Annotated in this window: 17 protein-coding genes; 8 read left to right on the forward strand and 9 right to left on the reverse strand. The window is 68.6% G+C overall.

Annotated elements, in window-relative coordinates; translation table 11 throughout:
- Genes NA12_RS21440 through NA12_RS21450 form a run of 3 tightly spaced genes read right to left on the reverse strand, consistent with a single transcriptional unit; the run spans position 1 to position 4,356 of the window.
- Positions 1 to 1,164: an acyl-CoA dehydrogenase family protein gene (locus tag NA12_RS21440; RefSeq protein ID WP_067454156.1), complete on the reverse strand. Its 1,164-nt coding sequence runs from the start codon at positions 1,162 to 1,164 to the stop codon at positions 1 to 3.
- On the reverse strand, positions 1,149 to 2,228 hold the full coding sequence (locus NA12_RS21445; protein ID WP_174551115.1) for an acyl-CoA dehydrogenase family protein: 1,080 nt from the start codon (positions 2,226 to 2,228) through the stop codon (positions 1,149 to 1,151). Before NA12_RS21445 ends, NA12_RS21440 begins: the two co-directional genes overlap by 16 nt.
- 4 nt (positions 2,229 to 2,232) lie before the next feature.
- Entirely contained in the window at positions 2,233 to 4,356 is a 2,124-nt protein-coding gene (locus tag NA12_RS21450; protein WP_067454162.1) for an acyl-CoA dehydrogenase family protein, read from the reverse strand.
- A gap of 146 nt (positions 4,357 to 4,502) precedes the next feature.
- Between NA12_RS21450 and kstR the strand changes: the two genes are divergently transcribed.
- The 7 genes from kstR (at position 4,503) to NA12_RS21485 (ending at position 12,903) form a co-directional block, all read left to right on the forward strand.
- Entirely contained in the window at positions 4,503 to 5,117 is a 615-nt protein-coding gene (gene kstR / locus NA12_RS21455) for a cholesterol catabolism transcriptional regulator KstR (RefSeq protein ID WP_067454165.1), read from the forward strand.
- A gap of 344 nt (positions 5,118 to 5,461) precedes the next feature.
- On the forward strand, positions 5,462 to 8,047 hold the full coding sequence (otsB, locus tag NA12_RS21460) for a trehalose-phosphatase (protein WP_067454167.1): 2,586 nt from the start codon (positions 5,462 to 5,464) through the stop codon (positions 8,045 to 8,047).
- 189 nt (positions 8,048 to 8,236) lie between these two features.
- Positions 8,237 to 9,121, forward strand: a complete 885-nt coding sequence (locus NA12_RS21465) for a metal ABC transporter solute-binding protein, Zn/Mn family (protein ID WP_067454170.1) — start codon at positions 8,237 to 8,239, stop codon at positions 9,119 to 9,121.
- Between the two features lie 8 nt (positions 9,122 to 9,129).
- On the forward strand, positions 9,130 to 9,972 hold the full coding sequence (locus tag NA12_RS21470) for a metal ABC transporter ATP-binding protein (RefSeq protein WP_067454173.1): 843 nt from the start codon (positions 9,130 to 9,132) through the stop codon (positions 9,970 to 9,972).
- Positions 9,972 to 10,838, forward strand: a complete 867-nt coding sequence (locus NA12_RS21475) for a metal ABC transporter permease (RefSeq protein ID WP_174551116.1) — start codon at positions 9,972 to 9,974, stop codon at positions 10,836 to 10,838. Before NA12_RS21470 ends, NA12_RS21475 begins: the two co-directional genes overlap by 1 nt.
- 71 nt (positions 10,839 to 10,909) lie before the next feature.
- Complete coding sequence (locus tag NA12_RS21480) at positions 10,910 to 12,085, forward strand: acyl-CoA dehydrogenase family protein (RefSeq protein WP_067454175.1); 1,176 nt, start codon at positions 10,910 to 10,912, stop codon at positions 12,083 to 12,085.
- Positions 12,086 to 12,099: 14 nt separating this feature from the next.
- Complete coding sequence (locus NA12_RS21485) at positions 12,100 to 12,903, forward strand: enoyl-CoA hydratase/isomerase family protein (protein ID WP_067454178.1); 804 nt, start codon at positions 12,100 to 12,102, stop codon at positions 12,901 to 12,903.
- Positions 12,904 to 12,906: 3 nt separating this feature from the next.
- On the opposite strand, the gene NA12_RS21490 is transcribed toward NA12_RS21485, so the two are convergent.
- The 6 genes from NA12_RS21490 to carD all read right to left on the reverse strand — a co-directional run bounded on the left by NA12_RS21490 (position 12,907) and on the right by carD (position 17,470).
- The gene (locus NA12_RS21490; protein WP_067454181.1) at positions 12,907 to 13,185 is read right to left on the reverse strand and encodes a DUF4190 domain-containing protein; all 279 of its coding nucleotides are present in this window, start codon (positions 13,183 to 13,185) and stop codon (positions 12,907 to 12,909) included.
- 50 nt (positions 13,186 to 13,235) lie between these two features.
- Positions 13,236 to 14,219 carry a 23S rRNA (guanosine(2251)-2'-O)-methyltransferase RlmB gene (rlmB, locus tag NA12_RS21495; protein WP_067454664.1) on the reverse strand — a complete coding sequence of 328 codons (984 nt, stop codon included), beginning with the start codon at positions 14,217 to 14,219 and terminating at the stop codon, positions 13,236 to 13,238.
- Entirely contained in the window at positions 14,219 to 15,622 is a 1,404-nt protein-coding gene (gene cysS / locus NA12_RS21500; protein WP_067454183.1) for a cysteine--tRNA ligase, read from the reverse strand. The genes rlmB and cysS overlap by 1 nt, the downstream gene beginning before the upstream one ends.
- Positions 15,623 to 15,767: 145 nt before the next feature.
- Positions 15,768 to 16,235 (reverse strand): 2-C-methyl-D-erythritol 2,4-cyclodiphosphate synthase, encoded by a 468-nt coding sequence (gene ispF, locus NA12_RS21505; protein WP_067454185.1) that lies wholly within the window; start codon positions 16,233 to 16,235, stop codon positions 15,768 to 15,770.
- A complete protein-coding gene (ispD, locus tag NA12_RS21510; RefSeq protein ID WP_084472978.1) occupies positions 16,232 to 16,966 on the reverse strand; it encodes a 2-C-methyl-D-erythritol 4-phosphate cytidylyltransferase in 735 nt (244 codons plus the stop codon). Before ispD ends, ispF begins: the two co-directional genes overlap by 4 nt.
- 15 nt (positions 16,967 to 16,981) lie before the next feature.
- Positions 16,982 to 17,470, reverse strand: coding sequence for an RNA polymerase-binding transcription factor CarD (gene carD, locus NA12_RS21515; RefSeq protein WP_019044685.1), 489 nt, complete (start codon positions 17,468 to 17,470; stop codon positions 16,982 to 16,984).
- Positions 17,471 to 17,821: 351 nt separating this feature from the next.
- Between carD and NA12_RS21520 the strand changes: the two genes are divergently transcribed.
- A complete protein-coding gene (locus NA12_RS21520; RefSeq protein ID WP_243654806.1) occupies positions 17,822 to 18,541 on the forward strand; it encodes a copper chaperone PCu(A)C domain-containing protein in 720 nt (239 codons plus the stop codon).
- Positions 18,542 to 18,617: the final 76 nt, after the last annotated feature.

The following is an 18,617-nucleotide window of genomic DNA, read 5'->3' on the forward strand; positions in this document are numbered from 1 at the left end:
TCATCGGGGCACGCGCGGGAGGTCGAGTCCCGCGGTGGCCACCAGTTCACGCATGACCTCGTTCACGCCGCCGCCGAAGGTGACGACGAGGTTCTGCTTGGTGCGCCGATCCAGCCAGTCGAGCAATTCGGCTGTGCGGGGCTCGGCCGGGTCGCCGTAGCGGCCGATGATCTCCTCGACCACGCGGCCCGCGTCCTGCAGCGATTCGGTGGAGAAGATCTTGGTGGCCGAGGCGTCGGCGATCACCGCGTTCTGCGCCGCCGCGGTATCGGCGGCCGCGACCTGCCAGTTCAGCAATTCGTTGAGCCGCACCATGGTTCGCACCCGGCCGAGCGCGCGCCGAACCTCGGGCTCGCCGAGCAGGCTGTGCTCGGCCGACCAGTCGCGCAGACGGTCGTAGAGCTGTTCGATCTTGCCCGACGGGCCGAGGCTGACGCGCTCGTGGTTGAGCTGGGTGGTGATCAGCCGCCAGCCGCGATTCTCCTCGCCGACCAACATCTCGGCGGGCACCCGCACATCGTCGAAGTAGGTGGCGTTGGTGTGGTGGGCGCCGTCGCAGGTGATGATCGGGGTCCAGGAGTAGCCGGGATCCTTGGTGTCCACGATGAGGATCGTGATGCCGCGATGGCGCGACTCGACCGTGCCGGTGCGGCAGGCCACCCAGACGTAGTCGGCTTCGTGGGCGCCGGTGGTGAAGATCTTCTGCCCGTTGACGATCCAGTCACCGTTGTTGTCGCGCACCGCGCTGGTGCGCAGCGCCGCGAGGTCGGTGCCCGCCGAGGGCTCGGAGTAGCCGATGGCGAAATGGATGTCGCCGGACAGGATTCCGGGCAGGAACTTCTTCTTCTGCGCGTCGGTGCCGTACTTCTGCAGGGTCGGCCCCACGGTGAGCAGGGTGACCAGGGGCAGCGGAACATCGGCGCGGACAGCCTCGTTGAAGAAGATCTGCTGTTCCATCGGGCCGAAACCCTGGCCGCCGAACTCCTTGGGCCAGCCGACGCCGAGCCAGCCGTCACGGCCCATCCGGCGCACCACCTCGCGGTAGGTGTCGCCGTGCCGGTCCACCGCCATCGTCGCGGCTTCGTCCGGGCTGATGAGGTCGGCGAAGTAGGAACGCAATTCTTCGCGCAACCGCCGCTGTTCGGCGGTCAGATCGATGAACATCTTGCTCCCAGGAGGTCGAGCCGCAGACCCGCACCGCCGAGGAGCCGGGCGAGGTCTTTGGCCTGCGAGTAGTAGCGGTGCATCGGGTGAGTGATATCCACGCCGAGTCCACCGTGCAGGTGGTGACATTTCTGCATGGCGCGCGGGACTTCGGACGCGGCCCAGTAGGCGAGCACGTCGAGGTCCTCGTCGACGCGGTACCGGTGCTCGGGCGAAGCGTCGGCCTGAGCCAGCGCCCAGCACGCCGACTCCGCGGCCACGTGCAGCGTGCGCGAGACCACGTACAGATCCGCGATCTGCTGGGCCACGGCCTGGAATTCGGCCAGCGGCCTGCCGAACTGTTCCCGGGTGCGCACGTGCTCGGCGGTGAGCGTGATCGCACCCTTCAACAGGCCGTCGGCGACCGCGCCGATACAGGCCAGTGCGTGGCGGTGCAGTCCGGGCAGCGCGTCGGGCAGCAGCTGGTCGGCCGGGATCTCGACGTCGTCGAGGACCAGCGTCGCCTCCGGGATGCCCGCCGAACCCGACACCGGGATGATCTCCAGCCCCGGCGCGACCGAATCCACCAGTGCCACACCGGCATCGGTGGGCACCAGGATCCAGCGCGCCTGCGCGGCGTAGATCACGCCGGACTTACGACCGGTGATGCGCACCGTGTCGCCCTCGCGCACGGCCTTGGTGGTCGGCGCGGTGGTGAACGGCGCGCCGGGCTCGTTGAGCGCGGCGGTAAGCACGGTGCCCTTGCCCACCTCGGCCAGTACCCGCTCGGCCAGTTCGTCCGACAGCACGTCGAGCAGCGGCAGCACGCCGAACCCGAAGGTCGGCAGGGCCGGGACCGCGGCGGCATCGGTGGCCAGCTCCATGAGCAGGGCGGATACCTCCAGCAGTCCCATGCCGTCGCCGCCGAACCGTTCCGGTACCGGCACCGAGAGCAGGCCGGAGTCGACCAGGCTCGGCCACAGGGCCATATCCCGGGCCGACTCGCGTTCGAGCAGGCTCACTACCACCTCGGCTACGGCGTCGGCGCTTTCGTCGCGGGTGAAATCCACGGCGTCCTCCCTCATCGAGCTAACTGTCCGCATCGCGCGGCAGGCCGAGAATGCGCTCAGCGGCCACGGTCAACAGAATCTGCTCGGTACCGCCCGCGATCGAGAGACACCGTGTAAGCAGGAATTCTTTCAGTTCATCGCCGTCCAGTGAACCCTCTTGGCCGACAAGTTCGAGCGCGTATTCCGCCAGCTCCTGGCGGTGCCGGACACCGACCAGCTTGCGGACGCCCGCCTGCGCGCCCGCGTCGACGCCCGCCATCGTCGCCACCGCGATCCGTTGCTCCAGCAATGATCCGGCAACCGAGGAGGTGATCAGCGTGCCGAAACGGTCCTCACGCAGCTCTGTTCCCCAGCCGCCGACCGGAAACCGGTCGAGCAGCGCTTCGAGCGCGCCACCGATACCGCCGCCGCCCATCGCGACCCGTTCGGCCGACAGCGTGGTGCGCGCGATCTTCCAGCCGTTGTTCAGCGCGCCGACCAGGCAATCATCGGGCACGAACACGTCATCGAGGAAGACCTCGCTGAACTTCTCCTCGCCGGTGATCTGCACCAGCGGACGCACCTGCACACCGGTGGCGCGCATATCGACGAGGAAGTAGCTGATGCCGCGATGCTTGGCCGCGCCCGGATCGGTACGGGCCAGGCAGATGCCCCAGTTCGCGGTGGAGCCGAGCGAGGTCCACACCTTCTGCCCACGCAGCACCCAACCGCCGTCGACCTTGTCGGCGGTGGTGCGCAGGGCGGCGAGATCGGAGCCGGCGCCGGGCTCGCTGAACAGCTGACACCAGATGACCTCGCCGTGCAGGGTCGGCCAGACGTAGCGTTCGATCTGCTGCTCGGTGCCGAAGCGCAACAGCGTCGGCACAGCCCAGCCCGCGACGGCGAGGTCGGGGGTCGCCAGTTCGGCGCGACGGAGCTGTTCGGCGAGCTGGAGGCAGGTCATCGGATCGGCGGCCCGGCCGTAGGGGCGCGGCCAGTGCGGCATCACCATGCCCGCCTCCACCAGCGCCCTGGCCCGGTCGGCGGGCTCGAGCGCGGCGATCGCGGCGACCTCGTCGGCCAGCGCGGTATCGACGGCGGCGTCACCGAGCACCCGCTCGGCGCCGGTGGTGCGGCGCTGACCGGCCCTGGTGAGCTCGGCGACCCGGGCACGCCAGCGCGCCGAGCCACCGAGGAGCTGGCGCAGCGAACTGGCGCGGCGCAGGTAGAAGTGCGCGTCGTGTTCCCAGGTGAAGCCGATGCCGCCGAGCACCTGGATGGCGTCCTTGGCGTTGTCGACGGCGGCGTCGAGGGCCACCGACGCGGCGACAGCGGCGGCGATCGCGAGTTCGTCGCCACCCTCGTCGATCGCGGCGGCGGCATCGGCGGCGACGGCGCGGATCAGCTCGGTGCGGCACAGCATCCAGGCGCACAGGTGCTTGATCGCCTGGAAGCTGCCGATCGGCTTGCCGAATTGTTCACGGACACGGGCATATTCGACCGCGGTGCGCAGGGTCCAGCCGGCGATGCCCGCCAGCTCCGACACCGCGAGCGCGACGAAGAGGTCGGTGACATCGACTGTCGGCGCGAAGCCGTGGTCGGCCGCGACGGCCGCCTCGGCGGCGCTGACCCGCGCCAGCGGCACGGTGTGGTCGCCGTGCGGCAGCGGGGTCACCGTCACCGCGTCGGCGGGCAGCAGCAGCCAGCGGGTGCCGTCGGCGGTGTCGGCGGGCACGAGAACCCGGGTCAGCTCATCGGCGCCGTAGACGAAATCCCAAGTGCCGGAGACACTCCAACCCGTGTCGGTGGCGACCGCCTTCGCGGACCGATCGGCGCCGGGCACCGCGACCGCACACGGCGTGCCGTCGGCGAACGCGCCCTCGGTGATCAGCCCGGCCAGCGCGGTGGCCAGCACCGGACCGCCGACCAGGTCATCGCCGGTCTGCTCCAGCATCACCGCGAGGTCGGCGACCGTGCCGCCGAGACCGCCGTTTTCCTCGGGCAGCGCGACCTCGAACAGCCCGAACTCGGTCAACCCGGTCCAGTATCCGCGCCAGGCGGCCGAGCCGCCGGTCCGCATTGTTTCAATCGGCGCGACCGTGCTCGCCCAGCCTCGCAGCGATGCCGCGACGGCTTTGTGCTCGTCAGTGGTGGCGATGGTCACAAGAGGATCCGCCCTTCCGGCGTGGTTCACACTTCTAGAACATGTTCTAATATCTGAGCCGGGTGTAAGTCAAGAGACCTACACTCACACCAAGCTCCGGGCATGCCTCGGCCGATCGATCACTACTGAAGCGAAGGGTTTCCACGATGGACAGTCCCGCACCAACGCCCACCGTGACCACGCTGTCCGAGGACGAACTCAGCTCCAGCGCACAGCGCGACCGGCGCAAGCGCATCCTCGACGCCACCCTCGCGCTCGCCTCCAAGGGCGGCTACGACGCCGTGCAGATGCGCGCGGTCGCCGAGCGCGCCGACGTGGCCGTCGGCACGCTGTACCGCTACTTCCCGTCCAAGGTGCACCTGCTCGTTTCGGCGCTGGCCAGGGAATTCGAGATGTTCGAGGGCAAGCGCAAGCCGCTGCCCGGCGACGGCCCGTCCGAGCGCATGCACACCCTGCTCACCCAGATCACCCGCATGATGCAGCGCGACCCGCTACTCACCGAGGCGATGACGCGCGCGTTCATGTTCGCCGACGCCTCGGCCGCCGCGGAAGTGGATCGGGTCGGCAAGGTGATGGACCGGGTCTTCGCCCGCGCGATGAGCGACGGCGAACCCGACGAGCGCCAGCTCGCCATCGCCCGCGTCATCTCCGATGTGTGGCTGTCGAACCTGGTGGCTTGGCTCACCCGGCGCGCGTCCGCGACCGATGTCACGGAACGACTCGAGCTCACCGTCGACCTGTTGCTGGGCGATCGCGGATAACCGAGCAACCCGGCAAAGCTCACTACCGCAACATCACAAATCGCCCATCACTGTTGACACCCGTCGGCTGTGCGCCTTCCAGTGGGAAGATGCATAGCAGACATCGCATATGCGAAACAGCGCATCTACCGGGTCCCCGTGCCTCGCCGAGCCTGCCCGTGCCCGGTGAGCTCGACGAATACGTCCGACATCGGTGGACCCGGGGTGCGGAATTTGCCATGAGGTCGCGAGGCGACGACCGGGGGGTCGAGCGCACAACCTGCCGCGCCGCTCGAGCGGGAGAATTGACGCAGTATTGTTTTTCGCGCCCCCTGATCAACTCCTCCCATCACTAGGTTGGATGCGTGAGCGCACAGGAACTGCCCTTGGATGTCCGCCGTGCACTGGCGTCGGTTGCGCGCGTGCCACGGCTCTTGGTTGCCTCGGACTACGACGGGACAATCGCCCCGATCGTGTCCGACCCGTCGAAAGCGTTTCCCCAACGGGAATCGGTGAGCGCCTTACGCGCGCTCGCGGGGTTGGCGAACACGACGGCGGCGGTGATCTCCGGTCGGGCACTACGCGATCTGGCCGCGCTCTCGCGCCTGCCGGTCGAGGTGCAGCTGATCGGCAGTCACGGCTCCGAGTTCGACGTCGGCTTCGTGCACGCGATCGACAAGGACGCCAAAAAGCTACTGACAGAGATCAATTCCGCGTTCTCGAAGATCGCCACCGACAACCTGGGCGTGACCGTGGAGATGAAGCCGGCCAGCGCCGCGCTGCACGTGCGTAACGCCGACCCGGAAATCGGAAGGCGCGCACTGACTTCCGTGCGCCAAGGCCCGGCGTCCTGGGACGGCGTGCAGGTGACCGAGGGCAAGGCGGTGATCGAGCTCGCGGTGATCCCCACCGACAAGGGCACCGCGCTCGACACCATCCGTCATCAGGCGAGCGCGTCGGCCGCGGTGTTCTTCGGCGACGACGTGACCGACGAGAAGGCGTTCCGCGTGCTCTCTGGTCCCGATGTCGGCATCAAGGTCGGCGAGGGCGAGAGCATCGCCAAGCTGCACGTGGACTCCACCGAGGACGTGGCCCGCGCGCTGGCGTTCCTCGTCGAGGAGCGGCGCACCTGGCTGGCCGGGGCGAGTGCCCCGCGGATCGAGCGATTGAGCATGCTGGCGAGCCCGCGCTCGGTCGCGCTGCTCACCCCCGACGCCACGGTCACCTGGTTCTGCCACCCCGAACCCGATTCGGCGGCGGTGTTCGCGCACCTGCTCGGCGGCGCGGGAGCCGGTCACTTCACCGTGGCACCGGAGCGGCCGAGCCTGCCGCTGTCGCAGCGGTACGTGGACGGCACCATGACGGTCGAGACACGGTGGGCCAGTTTGCAAGTGGCCGACTACCTGCCCCACGACGTTGCCCCCGATCGCACCGACCTGACCAGGGTGATCACCGGCACCGCGAAGGCCGTGGTCACCTTCGCACCACAGCCGGAGTTCGGCCAGGTGCCGGTGCGAATGGATGTCGTGCGCAACGGAATCCAGGTCAGCGGCACCAACGATCCGATGGTGCTGCGCTCCCCCGGCGTCGAGTGGGAGATCCTGTCCGACGGCACCAACCAGCAGGCGATCGCGGTGGTGGATCCTTCGCTCGGTCCGGTGGTACTCGAATTGCGCTGCGGTACGGCCGATCTCGCGCCCTCGATGACCCCCGAGGCGCAGCGCCGCCAGCTCGCCGAGCAGTACTGGTCGCAGTGGGCGGCCGGGTTGCAGCTGCCCCCGCTCAAGCCGGATCTGATGAAGCGTTCGGCGCTGACGCTGCGCGGGCTGGTGCACCGCCCGTCCGGGTCGATCCTGGCCGCGGCGACCACCTCACTGCCCGAGGACATCGGCGGCGTGCGCAACTGGGACTACCGCTACTGCTGGCTGCGTGACGCGTCGCTGACCGCGCAGGCACTGGTGAACCTCGGCTCGCTGACCGAGGCCGACGAGTTCCTCGGCTGGGTACACAAGGTGCTCGACACCCTGCCGGGCCCGGAGCGCCTGCACCCGCTGTACACGATCTACGGCGAGACCCTGCCGCCCGAGGCCGTGATCGACCTGCTCCCCGGTTACGCCGGGTCGCGGCCGGTGCGGGTGGGCAACGCGGCCAATATGCAGGTGCAGCTCGACGTGTTCGGGCCGATCGTCGACCTGATCACCTCGATGGCGCACGAGCGCGAGCGTCAGGGCATCACCGCACCGGCCAAGGCCCTGCCCGACGCCGACTGGGAACTGGTGCACGCGATGGTGTCGGCGGTGCAGCGGCGCTGGACCGAACCCGACCACGGCATCTGGGAGATCCGCGGCAACCCGCGCCACCACGTGTACTCGAAGGTGATGGGCTGGCTCACCATCGACCGCGCCCTGACCCTGGCCGAGCGCTTCGATCGTGCCGCCGATCCCGACTGGGCGAGCCTGCGCGACACGATCGCCGACGAGGTGAGGGCCAAGGGATGGAACGACGAGGTCCAGTCCTACACCGCCGCCTACGACGGCACCGACCTGGACGCGGCCACCCTGCACATCGGCCTGAGCGGCCTGATCGACCCGGCCGATCCGCGCTTCGCCGCGACCGTGGTGGCCACCGAGGCCGAATTGCGCAGCGGCGCGACGGTGTACCGGTACCACCACGACGACGGACTGCCCGGCGGCGAAGGCGGCTTCCACCTGTGCGCCGCCTGGCTGGTGGAGGCGTACCTGCTGATCGGCAGGCGCTCCGACGCGGAGGCGCTGTTCGCTCAGCTGGTCGCCGCAGCGGGCCCCACCGGCCTGCTCAGCGAGGAGTACGACCCGGTCGCGGAACGTTCCCTCGGGAACCACCCGCAGGCGTACAGCCACCTCGGCCTGCTGCGCTGTGCCCAACTCCTGAGCGAACAGATCCGGCTTCCCGTGTCTCTCGGCCAGACGTAAGGGCGGGCGCCGTCAGTTCGGCGGCCGGCGTTCCGCACTCGGAACGTCGGCCGCCGCTCGGCGATTCGCCCGTGTGCTCGCGAGATCACCCGGCTCGTTACCTGATCAGCGTAGGTCCTGCTAATCTAAAACGGTAACGATTTCCATTATGATCTAGAGCTTGCTCGCCAGCATCGCCAGGAGTGCCGCGTGAACCCTCGATTCGTCCGCTTGTTCGCCGGTCTCACGGTGGGAGTGGCGGCCGTGGTCGTCCTCACCGCCTGCGGTACGAGCGCCAGCGATACCGGTACCCCCCAGATCGTCGCCTCCACCAATGTGTGGGGTTCGGTGGCCGCCGCCGTCGCCGGACCTGACGCCCAGGTGAGCTCGATCATCAGCGATCCCGCCGCCGACCCGCATTCGTTCGAGACCTCGGCCACCGACACCGCCAAGATCAGCGACGCCGATCTCGTCGTGTTCAACGGCGGCCACTACGACGAGTTCATCGAGAAGGCCATCTCGGGCAAGAACAAGCGGACCGTCGAGGCGTTCGAGCAGCGCGCGGACAAGAAGGACGACAACGAGCACGTCTGGTACGACGTGACCACGGTGGCCGCCGTCGCCGACCGGATCGCGGCCGAACTCGGCCGGGTCGACGCCGCGCACGCCGACGCCTACACCGAGCGCGCGGTCGCCTTCAAGAATCAGCTGATCGGCGTCAGCACCATCACCGGCACCATCGCCACCCAGACGCCGAACGCGCCGGTCGCCCAGTCCGAGCCGCTCGCGCACTACCTGCTGACGGCCGCGACCGCCCAGGACAAGACCCCGCGCGAGTTCCAGGAGGCGATCGAGCAGGAGACCGACCCGGCCCCGGCCGCCGTCGCCGCCACCCGCGACCTGATCACCGCCAAGCAGGTCAAGGCGCTGATCTACAACACCCAGACCGAGGACAAGATCACCCAGGACCTGCGGGCCACCGCGAAATCCGCGGGCGTCGCCGTGGTCGAGGTCACCGAAACCCTGCCCGCTGGAATGGATTACATCCAGTGGCAGACCGCCAACGCCAAGGCGCTCGCCGCGGCCCTGCGCTGAGGACCCCCATGACCGAGGCAACCGCAGTGTCGGAAACCACCGCCGCGCCCGAGACCGCCGACGCGGCGATCCGGCTGCGCGGGGCGACCATGGCCTTCGGCGACCGCGTCCTCTGGCGTGACCTCGACCTCGACGTGCGACCGGGTGAGTTCATCGCCGTCCTCGGACCCAACGGCTCCGGCAAGACCTCGCTGCTGCGCGCCCTGCTCGGCACCCGCGAGCTGAGCGCGGGCAGCGCGCTGATCGCGGGGCGGCGCGCCGGGGTCGGCAATCCGGGCATCGGCTACATCCCGCAGCAGAAGACCATCGACGCCGGCGTGCAACTGCGCGGCGTCGACCTGGTCGGCCTCGGCGTGGACGGGCATCGATGGGGGCTCGGCTGGCGCGGTCGACGCAGCCGGGCCGAGAAGGTCGAGCGGGCCATCGCCGCGGTAGGCGCCGAGTCGTTCGCGCACGCGTCGCTGGAGACGCTCTCCGGTGGCGAGCAGCAGCGGTTGCGGGTCGCCCAGGCCCTGGTCGGCGATCCATCGGTGCTGCTGTGCGACGAACCGCTGCTGAGCCTGGATATGGCCAACCAGCGGCTGGTCGCCGAACTGGTCGACCGGCGCCGCCGCGAACACGACACCGCGGTGCTGTTCGTGACCCACGAGATCAACCCGATCCTGCCGCTGGTGGATCGGGTGCTGTACCTGGTCGACGGTGGCTTCCGGATCGGTACGCCCGACGAGGTGATGACCTCGCGGACCCTGTCGGAGCTCTACGGCACCGAGGTCGAGGTGCTGCGGGTGCGTGGGCGCCTCGTGGTCGTCGGAACCGGCGACGACATGGACGCGCTGGGCGGTACCGCCTGATGGAAAAGCTCACCAAGGTCTTTGCGCAGATGTTCGACTTCGCCACCACCGCGAATCTGCTCGGCTACGACTTCGTGCAGCAGGCGCTGCTGGCGAGTGCCCTGCTGGGGTTGCTGGCCGGATTGATCGGGCCGCTGATCGTCGCCAGGCAGATGTCGTTCGCCGTGCACGGGACCAGCGAGCTCTCGCTCACCGGCGCGTCGGCGGCGCTGCTCGTGGGGGTGGGGGTCGGATTCGGCGCGATCGCCGGTTCGGTGGTCGCGGCCGTGCTGTTCGGGTGGCTGGGTTCTCGTGCGCGCGAACGTGATTCGGTGATCGCGGTGGTGCTGTCGTTCGGGCTCGGATTGTCGGTGCTGTTCCTGTGGCTCGCGCCGGAGCGGGCCGGGTCGAAGTTCTCGCTGCTCACCGGTCAGGTCGCCGGGGTCGGTTACGACGGGCTCGCGCTACTGGTCACCTGCACCGCGGGCGTGCTCGCCGTGCTGGCCGTGGTGTACCGGCCGCTGTTGTTCGCCAGTTCCGACCCCGAGGTCGCGATCGCGCGCGGCGTGCCGGTGCGGGCGCTGTCGGTGGTGTTCGCGGTGCTGCTCGGCATCACCGCCGCGTTCGGCGTACAGATCGTCGGCGCGCTGCTGGTGCTGGCTCTGCTGATCACGCCCGCCGCCGCGGCGGCCCAGGTGACCTCGAGCCCGATGCGGGCGACCGTGCTGTCGGTGGTGTTCGCCGAGATCGCCGCGGTCGGTGGGCTGCTGCTGTCACTGGCGCCCGGCGTTCCGGTGTCGACCTTCGTCACCGCGATCTCGTTCGGCATCTACCTGGTGTGCCGGGTCATCGGACATCGAGATCGGCAACTCGCGCACGCGCGCTGAACCCGCCCGAGATCTCGCCCCGATGGCCGAACGGCCACGCGTCACCCGGCTCGGCGCGCAGAATGGCCAGCATGATCGACTTCACTGTTCCGGATGATCTGGCCGCACTGCGAGATCGGGTTCGCGCCTTCGTCGTCGAGCAGATCGTGCCGTTCGAGCGCGACCCCCGGCTCACCGCGCACGGCCCGAACGACGATCTGCGGGCCGAACTCGTGGAACTGGCCCGCGCCGAGAAACTGCTGACCGTGCAGGCACCGGTGGAACACGGCGGGCTCGGACTCAGCCACGTCGAGCAGGCGCTGGTGTACGAGGCGGCGGGGTGGTCCACGCTCGGGCCGGTCGCCATGAACTGCGCCGCGCCCGACGAGGGAAACATGTTCCTGCTCGGCAAGATCGCCGACCCGGAGCAGGCGGACCAGTACCTGATGCCGGTGATCCGGGGCGAACAGCGTTCGGTTTTCGCGATGACCGAACCCGGTGGCGCCGGGTCGGATCCCGGACAGCTCAGCACCGAGGCCGTGTTCGACGGCGAGAACTTCGTGCTCAACGGTCTCAAATGGTTGATCACCGGCGCCGACGGCGCCAAGACCTGGATCATCATGGCCCAACTCGCCGAGAACCCCTACCTGCCCGCGGGCCCGACGCTGTTCCTCACCGAGGGTGACGCGCCGGGCATCGTGATCGAGCGGATCATGAACACGATGGACCGCAACTACGTCGGCGGGCACGCGGTGGTGCGGTTCGACAATCTCACGTTGCCGCCCTCGGCCGTGCTAGGCCGTACCGGACAGGCCCTGCGGTACGCGCAACTACGGCTCGCCCCCGCCCGGCTCACACACTGCATGCGCTGGCTCGGCGCGGCGGCCCGAGCCCAGTCCATCGCGCTGGACTACGCGCGAACCCGTACCGCCTTCGGCAAGCCGATCGGCGAACACGAGGGCGTGTCGTTCATGCTCGCCGACAACGAGGTGGCGCTGCATCAGTGCAGGCTGACGATCTGGCATGCCTGCTGGCTGATGGATCAGGGGCAGCAGGCCAGACACGAATCGTCGATGGCCAAGTCCTATGTCTCCGAGGAACTGTTCAAGGTCACCGATCGGTGCGTGCAGGTGCTGGGCGGGATCGGGATCAGCGACGAGACGGTCGTGGAGATGTTGTTCCGGGATATGCGCGCCTTCCGGCTGTACGACGGGCCGACGGAAGTGCACAAGTACGCGATCGGCAAACACTTGCTCGCCGGTCGCTAGTACGATTCCATCCCATGAGTTCGGAATTGCTCGTCGATGTCGCGGGCGGCGTCGCCAAGCTGACGCTCAACCGACCGGCCAAGCAGAATGCCGTCACCCCGGCGATGGCGGCCGAGCTGAGCGCCGCGCTGCGCCGGTGCGATACCGAGGACGCGATCCGCGCCGTCGTCATCACCGGCACGCCACCGGCCTTCTGCGCGGGCGCCGACCTGGCCGCGCGCGGTGGCGACGTGAGCGCGACGCTCGATCCGGCCCCCTGGCAGGTCCGCAAACCGGTGATCGCCGCGGTGAACGGGCACGCCGTCGGTATCGGGCTGGCCCTGGCTCTGCAGTGTGACCTGCGGTATTTCGCCCGCGACGCGGTGTACGGACTGAATCAGGTGCGTCGCGGGGTGCTCGCCGACGGATTCGCGCACTGGACCGTGCCGCGGCTGGCCGGGCTGGCCAACGCCGCCGACATCATGCTCACCGGACGCACCTTCGACGGTGACGAAGCCAAGTCGCTCGGACTCGCCAATGCCGCACTGCCCGCCGACGAGGTGCTGACGACCGCGATGGCGGTGGCCGACGACATCGCTACCGGCACCGCTCCCCTGCCGGTAGCGCTCACCAAGCGGCTGATCTGGGAGAGCCTCGGTATGACGCCCGCGGTGGTCGGTCAGCTCGAATCCGAGCTGAACGCGCAGGTTGCCAAGAGTATCGACGGCGGCGAGGCGATGACGGCGTTCAAGGAACGCCGTCCGCCGAACTGGACCGGCAGCGTCAGCGGCGAATGGCCCGCCTGGGACGCCCCCGGCGAGCGCCCGAGCCTGGACTGAACCTCAGAAGTTCCCGTTGCAGGAACCGGCCAGGTACAGCATCGCGTACAGCAGCATGCAGATGGTGCCGAAAATGCCCGCGATATACCCGATCACCACCTGCGACCGGCCGCTGAGCGCACCGTAGGACGCGTCGATGTCATTGAGTGCCCGCTTACCGAGCACCCACGCGACCGGCCCGAAGAGCCCACAGCAGAACGGGCTGAGCAGCCCGAGCACAAGGATCAGGTTGGCCTGCGGGTGCTCGACCGTCTCACCGATCGGCTGATTAGGGATCGCCACAGCACGAATTGTACGGTGACAGAGCGGTTTTGCCCGTCAACTGCGCGGACTCAGCCCAGACGGCGCTGCCTCGCGATGTCGGCGAGGACGACACCCGCGGCGACCGAGGCGTTCAACGACTCGACCGGACCCGCCATCGGAATACTCAGAATCGAGTCACAGTTCTCACGAACCAGCCGTGACAGACCCTTACCCTCGGACCCGACCACCACCACCGTCGGCACACTGCCGTCGAAGTCGTCGAGGGTGGTGTCACCGTCGGCGTCGAGGCCGACGATCTGAATACCGTTGGAGGCCCAATCCTTCAGCGTGCGAGTCAGATTGGTTGCCCGCGCGACGGGCAACCGAGCGGCGGCACCCGCGCTGGTCCGCCACGCGACAGCCGTGACGCTCGCGCTGCGACGCTGCGGGATCACCACGCCCTGCCCGCCGAACGCGGACACCGAGCGGATGACAGCGCCGAGGTTGCGCGGGTCGGTGATGTTGTCCAGTGCCACCAGCAGGGCCGGTTCGGCGGTGGCCTTCACCCGGTCCATCAGGTCGTCGGGGTGGGCGTAGCGGTACGGCGGCACCTGAAGGGCAACACCCTGGTGCAAACCGTTCGCGCTGAGCCGATCCAGATCGGTGCGCGGCACCTCGAGGATCGAGATGCCCATATCGGCGGCACGCTGCACGCTCTCCGAGAGCCGATCGTCGTTCTCGGTACCGACCGCCACGTACAGTGCCGTCGCTGGCACGTCGGCGCGCAGACACTCGAGCACGGGGTTGCGGCCGAGTACCAACTCGGGACCCTCGTCGGACTTGCGACCCGCGCGCGGAACGCCGGACTTACCGGTCGGACGCCCCTGTGCCGCAGTGGCTTTGGCTGCGGCCCGCGCCCGTTTGGCGGCGGGGTGCTTGGTGCGCTCGGCGGCGGGCGGGGTCGCGCCCCGACCCTCGAGACCGCGGCGATGCTTGCCACCCGAACCGGCGACGGCGCCCTTCTTGGTGCCGCTCTTCCTGACCGCTCCGCGTCGCTGTGAATTGCCTGCCATCAGTTCGCCTTTCCGCTCGATGCGCCCAGCGACCATTCCGGCCCCTGCGGGGTATCGATGACCTCGATACCCGCGGCGATGAGCCGATCCCGTGCGGCATCGGCTTCTGCCCAGTTCTTGTCGGCCCGCGCGTTCGCCCGGCGCTCCAGCTCCGTGCGGACGAGCACGTCGAGCGCGTCGTTCGCCGCCGAGTTGTCGGCGGGGGTGTACCACTGTTCGTCGAGCGGGTCGACGCCGAGGATTCCCAGCATCGCCCGCACCTGGCCGGCCAGCTCGACCGCGGACTCCACCGTGCCCGCTTCCAGCGCGCGATTGCCCTCGTGCACCACGCGGTGGATTTCGGCGAGCGCCTTCGGGATTGCCAGATCGTCGTCGATCGCGGCGGCGAAACCGTCGGTCCATTTACCGACCGGCACCTCGCCCGCTCGATCCAGCACGCGCTGCACGAAGGCTTCGATGCGCTGATACGAGGCGACCGCGTCGTCGAGTGCCTTGTCGGAGTATTCGAGCATCGAACGGTAATGCGCGCTGCCCAAGTAGAAACGCAATTCTACCGGGCGCACCCGGGTGAGGACATTCGGCACCGAGAGCACGTTGCCGAGTGACTTCGACATTTTCTCCCCGCCCATCGTCACCCAGCCGTTGTGCAACCAGTAACGCGCGAAACCGTCGCCTGCCGCTTTGGACTGGGCGATCTCGTTCTCGTGGTGCGGGAAAATCAAATCCATGCCACCGCAGTGGATATCGAATTCCGGACCGAGATAGAACTCGGCCATCGCGGAGCATTCCAGGTGCCAGCCGGGGCGACCGGGGCCCCACGGCGACGGCCAACTCGGTTCGCCGGGCTTGGCGGCCTTCCACAGCGTGAAATCGCGGGGATCGCGTTTGCAGCGGGTCGGGGTTTCGCCCTGGTGCACGTCGTCGAGGCGGTGACCGGATAGCTCGCCGTAATTCGGCCAGCTCACCACGTCGAAATACACATCGCCTTCGGCGGCATAGGCGTGACCGCGCTCGATCAGACGCTGCATCAGGTCGACCATCTGGGTGATGTGCCCGGTGGCGCGCGGTTCGGCCGACGGCGCCAGCACGCCGAGAATCTCGTAGGCCCGGTCGAACGCGCGCTCGTGCGTCGCGGCCCATTCCCACCACGGCCTGCCCGCCTCGGCGGCCTTGTTCAGGATCTTGTCGTCGATATCGGTGACATTGCGGATGAACCGCACGTCGTAGTCGTGCGCGAGCAACCAGCGACGCAGCACGTCGAAGGCGACGCCACTGCGCACATGACCGATATGGGGTTGGCCCTGGACGGTGGCCCCACACAGATACACCGAGGCACGGCCGGGGACCAACGGGGTGAATTCCCGCATGGTCCGCGTGTCGGTGTCAAAAAGGCGCAAGGTCACGGCATTCGATCCTAGTCGGTGGGATTGGGGTGGGGTTGACCGGCCGGTTCGTGGCGCCGTGGTTTACGCGACGGCTGATCGAATCGGCGAGAAGCACTCATGAGAACGCACTGCGCGGTGGGAAGAATTCAGGGGCCCGTCAGGGCTACGAACACGCTGCGATCAGGCAGGTGGCGATGGCGGCGATACCCTCGCCGCGACCGGTCAGACCGAGCCCGTCCGTCGTGGTGCCGGACACCGAAACGGGTGCGTCGAGAAGTTCACCGAGTATCTTTTGCGCCTCGGCGCGGCGCGGGCCGATCTTGGGTCGATTGCCGATGACCTGCACCGCGGCGTTCACGACTTCGAAGCCCTCTTCGGCCAGCAGCCGACGGACCTCGGTGAGCATGGCGGCACCGGTGACACCGGCCCATTCGGGGCGGCCGACGCCGAAGACCGCGCCCACGTCGCCGAGGCCGACGGCGGAGAGCAGGGCGTCGCACAGGGCATGGGCGGCGACGTCACCATCGGAGTGGCCCGCGCAGCCATCGGCGTCCGCGAACAGCAGCCCGGCCATCCAGCAGGGGCGTCCCGGCTCGATGGGGTGCACGTCGCTGCCGATTCCGACTCTCATCGGGCAACCGCCTGCGCGTGGCCCGCGACCGGGGACCGGGTGCCGTCGGCGAGCAGCGCCTCGGCCAGGTGTAGATCGAGCGGGGTGGTGATCTTGAAGGCCAGCGGGTCACCGGGAACTGTCCGCACGGCGACGCCGAGCCGTTCGACCAGGCCCGCGTCGTCGGTGGCGCCGTCGTCGGTGGCGTAGGCGCGGCGAAGCAGGTCGGCGGCGAAGCCCTGGGGGGTTTGGATGGCGCGCAGGTGGGCGCGATCGGGGGTTCCGGTGACGATGCCCGCGTCGTCGACCGATTTCACGGTGTCCACGACGGGCAATGCGGGAACCACGGCCTGGCTGCCCGCCTGGAGCGCGGCGGCCACCCGCGCGATCAGCTCCGGTGGTGTCAGCGCGCGCGCGGCATCGTGCACGAGATAGAACGCGGCGTCGGGCGCGGCGGCGATGCCCGCGCGCACCGAGTCGGTGCGCTCGGCGCCGCCGACCACCACATGCACCGGCACGGGGGGCATCGAACCGCCGGTCAGCGAGGTGGTGGACAGCAGCGTGGTAGCGGTCTCGACCAGTTCGGCGGGCACGACCACGACAACCCGGTGCACGGCACCGGACGCGATCAGACCGTCGACGGCCAACCGGACCATAGGTGTGCCGCCGACCGCGACGAACGCCTTCGGGGTTGGTTCACCCAGGCGCACGCCACGACCGGCGGCAGGGACCAGTGCTACGACAGGTCGCACTTGTTCGTTTGTTTTCTAGGAGGCCGCGGCGAGAACCTCGTCGAGCAGCGATTCGGCCTTGCCGTCGTCGGTGCCCTCGGCGAGCGCTAGCTCACCGACGAGGATCTGACGGGCTTTGGCGAGCATGCGCTTCTCACCGGCGGACAGGCCGCGGTCCTGCTCACGACGCCACAGGTCACGCACCACTTCGGCCACCTTGTTCACATCGCCGGAGGCGAGCTTCTCGAGGTTGGCCTTGTAACGGCGGGACCAGTTGGTCGGCTCCTCCGTGTGTGGCGCGCGCAGCACCTGGAAGACGCGGTCGAGACCTTCCTGGCCGACGACGTCACGGACGCCGACGTATTCAGCGTTCTCTGCGGGAACCCGAACGGTCAGGTCGCCTTGCGCAACCTTCAGGACCAGATACTCTTTCTGCACACCCTTGATGGTGCGGGTCTCGATTGCTTCGATCAGCGCCGCTCCGTGGTGGGGGTAAACGACGGTGTCTCCGACCTTAAAAATCATGTGTCCCGTGCCCCTTTCGATGTTCACAGTTTAACATGCGACTCGATAACGGCGCGATCAACTGTGCAGGTCAGGGCCACAACGAGGCCACCACAGGGGTTGACAATCCAGAATTGTTGTGCATTGTGTTGTGGCAGAACAGGTTAACCACCAGCACAGCGACAGGTTATCGCGCGGCACCGTCCCGGCATCCCTCCGGCAAACCCCCTCCGGACACCGAACTGTTACTTCCGCACCCGCGCGTCGCGAGCCCGAACGTCACCCGCGCGAAGTGAACTACTACGCTGCCTAGTTACTACCCTCCGATCCCCGTGTGGACGGAGTGAGCCCGGTCGACATGGAGGACAAACCGTGACTGCCCTGAAAGCTGTGACCGCCCACTCGGCGCGACGTCGCATGGTGACGGTTGCCGCGCTCGCCGCTGCCGCGGGCATCGCCCTGACCGGCTGCAGTGCCGGCCAGCACACCCAGACCTCGTCGCAGGCCGCCGCGATCAACGGCAATCACGCCAACGTCGGCGCCATCGCCCTGCGCAACGTGCACATCATCTACCCGGAGGCCGCCGCCGAGCACGACAAGGGCGGCAAGGCGGTGCTCGCGCTGTCGATCATCAACAACAGCGAGACGGTGACCGATGAGCTCACCAGCGTGAGCAGCGATCTGGGCCAGATCAAGATCACCGGGCCCGCCGGCGATCCGAAGTTCGTGCTGAAGCCGCAGCAGACCGTGGTCGTCGGACCGGGCGAGACCAAGCCCGCCGCGGCCGACGATCACCACGGCACCACCTCGGCCGCGCCGACCACCACCTCGGCCGCGCCCACCACCTCCGCCGCCCCGACCAGCACCGCCGCGGGTGTCGACATCCCCTCGAAGGATCCGGTGACCACCCCGGCCACGATCGAGATCACGGGCCTGACCAAGGACATCGTCCCCGGCCTGACCTACAACGTCACGTTCAACTTCAAGGACGCAGGCACCGTGCAGGTATCGGTCCCGGTCGATGCCGCCGCCGTCCCGCGCATCGAGAACGAGAAGTCCGGCCCGGCGCCCGAGGGCGCGGGCGGTCACTGACACCAGCCGTAGGGAAGAGCCGTCGCGAACTTCGCGGCGGCTTTTCCTTTGTGTCGGTCCGGGTCCGTAGGGTGCG

It is taken from the genome of Nocardia alba NBRC 108234, assembly GCF_001612665.1.
GTDB lineage: Bacteria > Actinomycetota > Actinomycetes > Mycobacteriales > Mycobacteriaceae > Nocardia > Nocardia alba.

Bases quoted from the DNA above. Each gene is read 5' to 3' on its own strand.
- NA12_RS21440 (WP_067454156.1), bottom strand. From the start codon at position 1,164: ATGTTCATCGATCTGACCGCCGAACAGCGGCGGTTGCGCGAAGAATTG.
- ispF (WP_067454185.1), bottom strand. From the start codon at position 16,235: ATGAGAGTCGGAATCGGCAGCGACGTGCACCCCATCGAGCCGGGACGC.
- NA12_RS21470 (WP_067454173.1), top strand. From the start codon at position 9,130: ATGACCGAGGCAACCGCAGTGTCGGAAACCACCGCCGCGCCCGAGACC.
- NA12_RS21480 (WP_067454175.1), top strand. From the start codon at position 10,910: ATGATCGACTTCACTGTTCCGGATGATCTGGCCGCACTGCGAGATCGG.
- NA12_RS21485 (WP_067454178.1), top strand. From the start codon at position 12,100: ATGAGTTCGGAATTGCTCGTCGATGTCGCGGGCGGCGTCGCCAAGCTG.
- carD (WP_019044685.1), bottom strand. From the start codon at position 17,470: ATGATTTTTAAGGTCGGAGACACCGTCGTTTACCCCCACCACGGAGCG.
- kstR (WP_067454165.1), top strand. From the start codon at position 4,503: ATGGACAGTCCCGCACCAACGCCCACCGTGACCACGCTGTCCGAGGAC.
- NA12_RS21475 (WP_174551116.1), top strand. From the start codon at position 9,972: ATGGAAAAGCTCACCAAGGTCTTTGCGCAGATGTTCGACTTCGCCACC.
- rlmB (WP_067454664.1), bottom strand. From the start codon at position 14,219: ATGGCAGGCAATTCACAGCGACGCGGAGCGGTCAGGAAGAGCGGCACC.
- NA12_RS21445 (WP_174551115.1), bottom strand. From the start codon at position 2,228: ATGAGGGAGGACGCCGTGGATTTCACCCGCGACGAAAGCGCCGACGCC.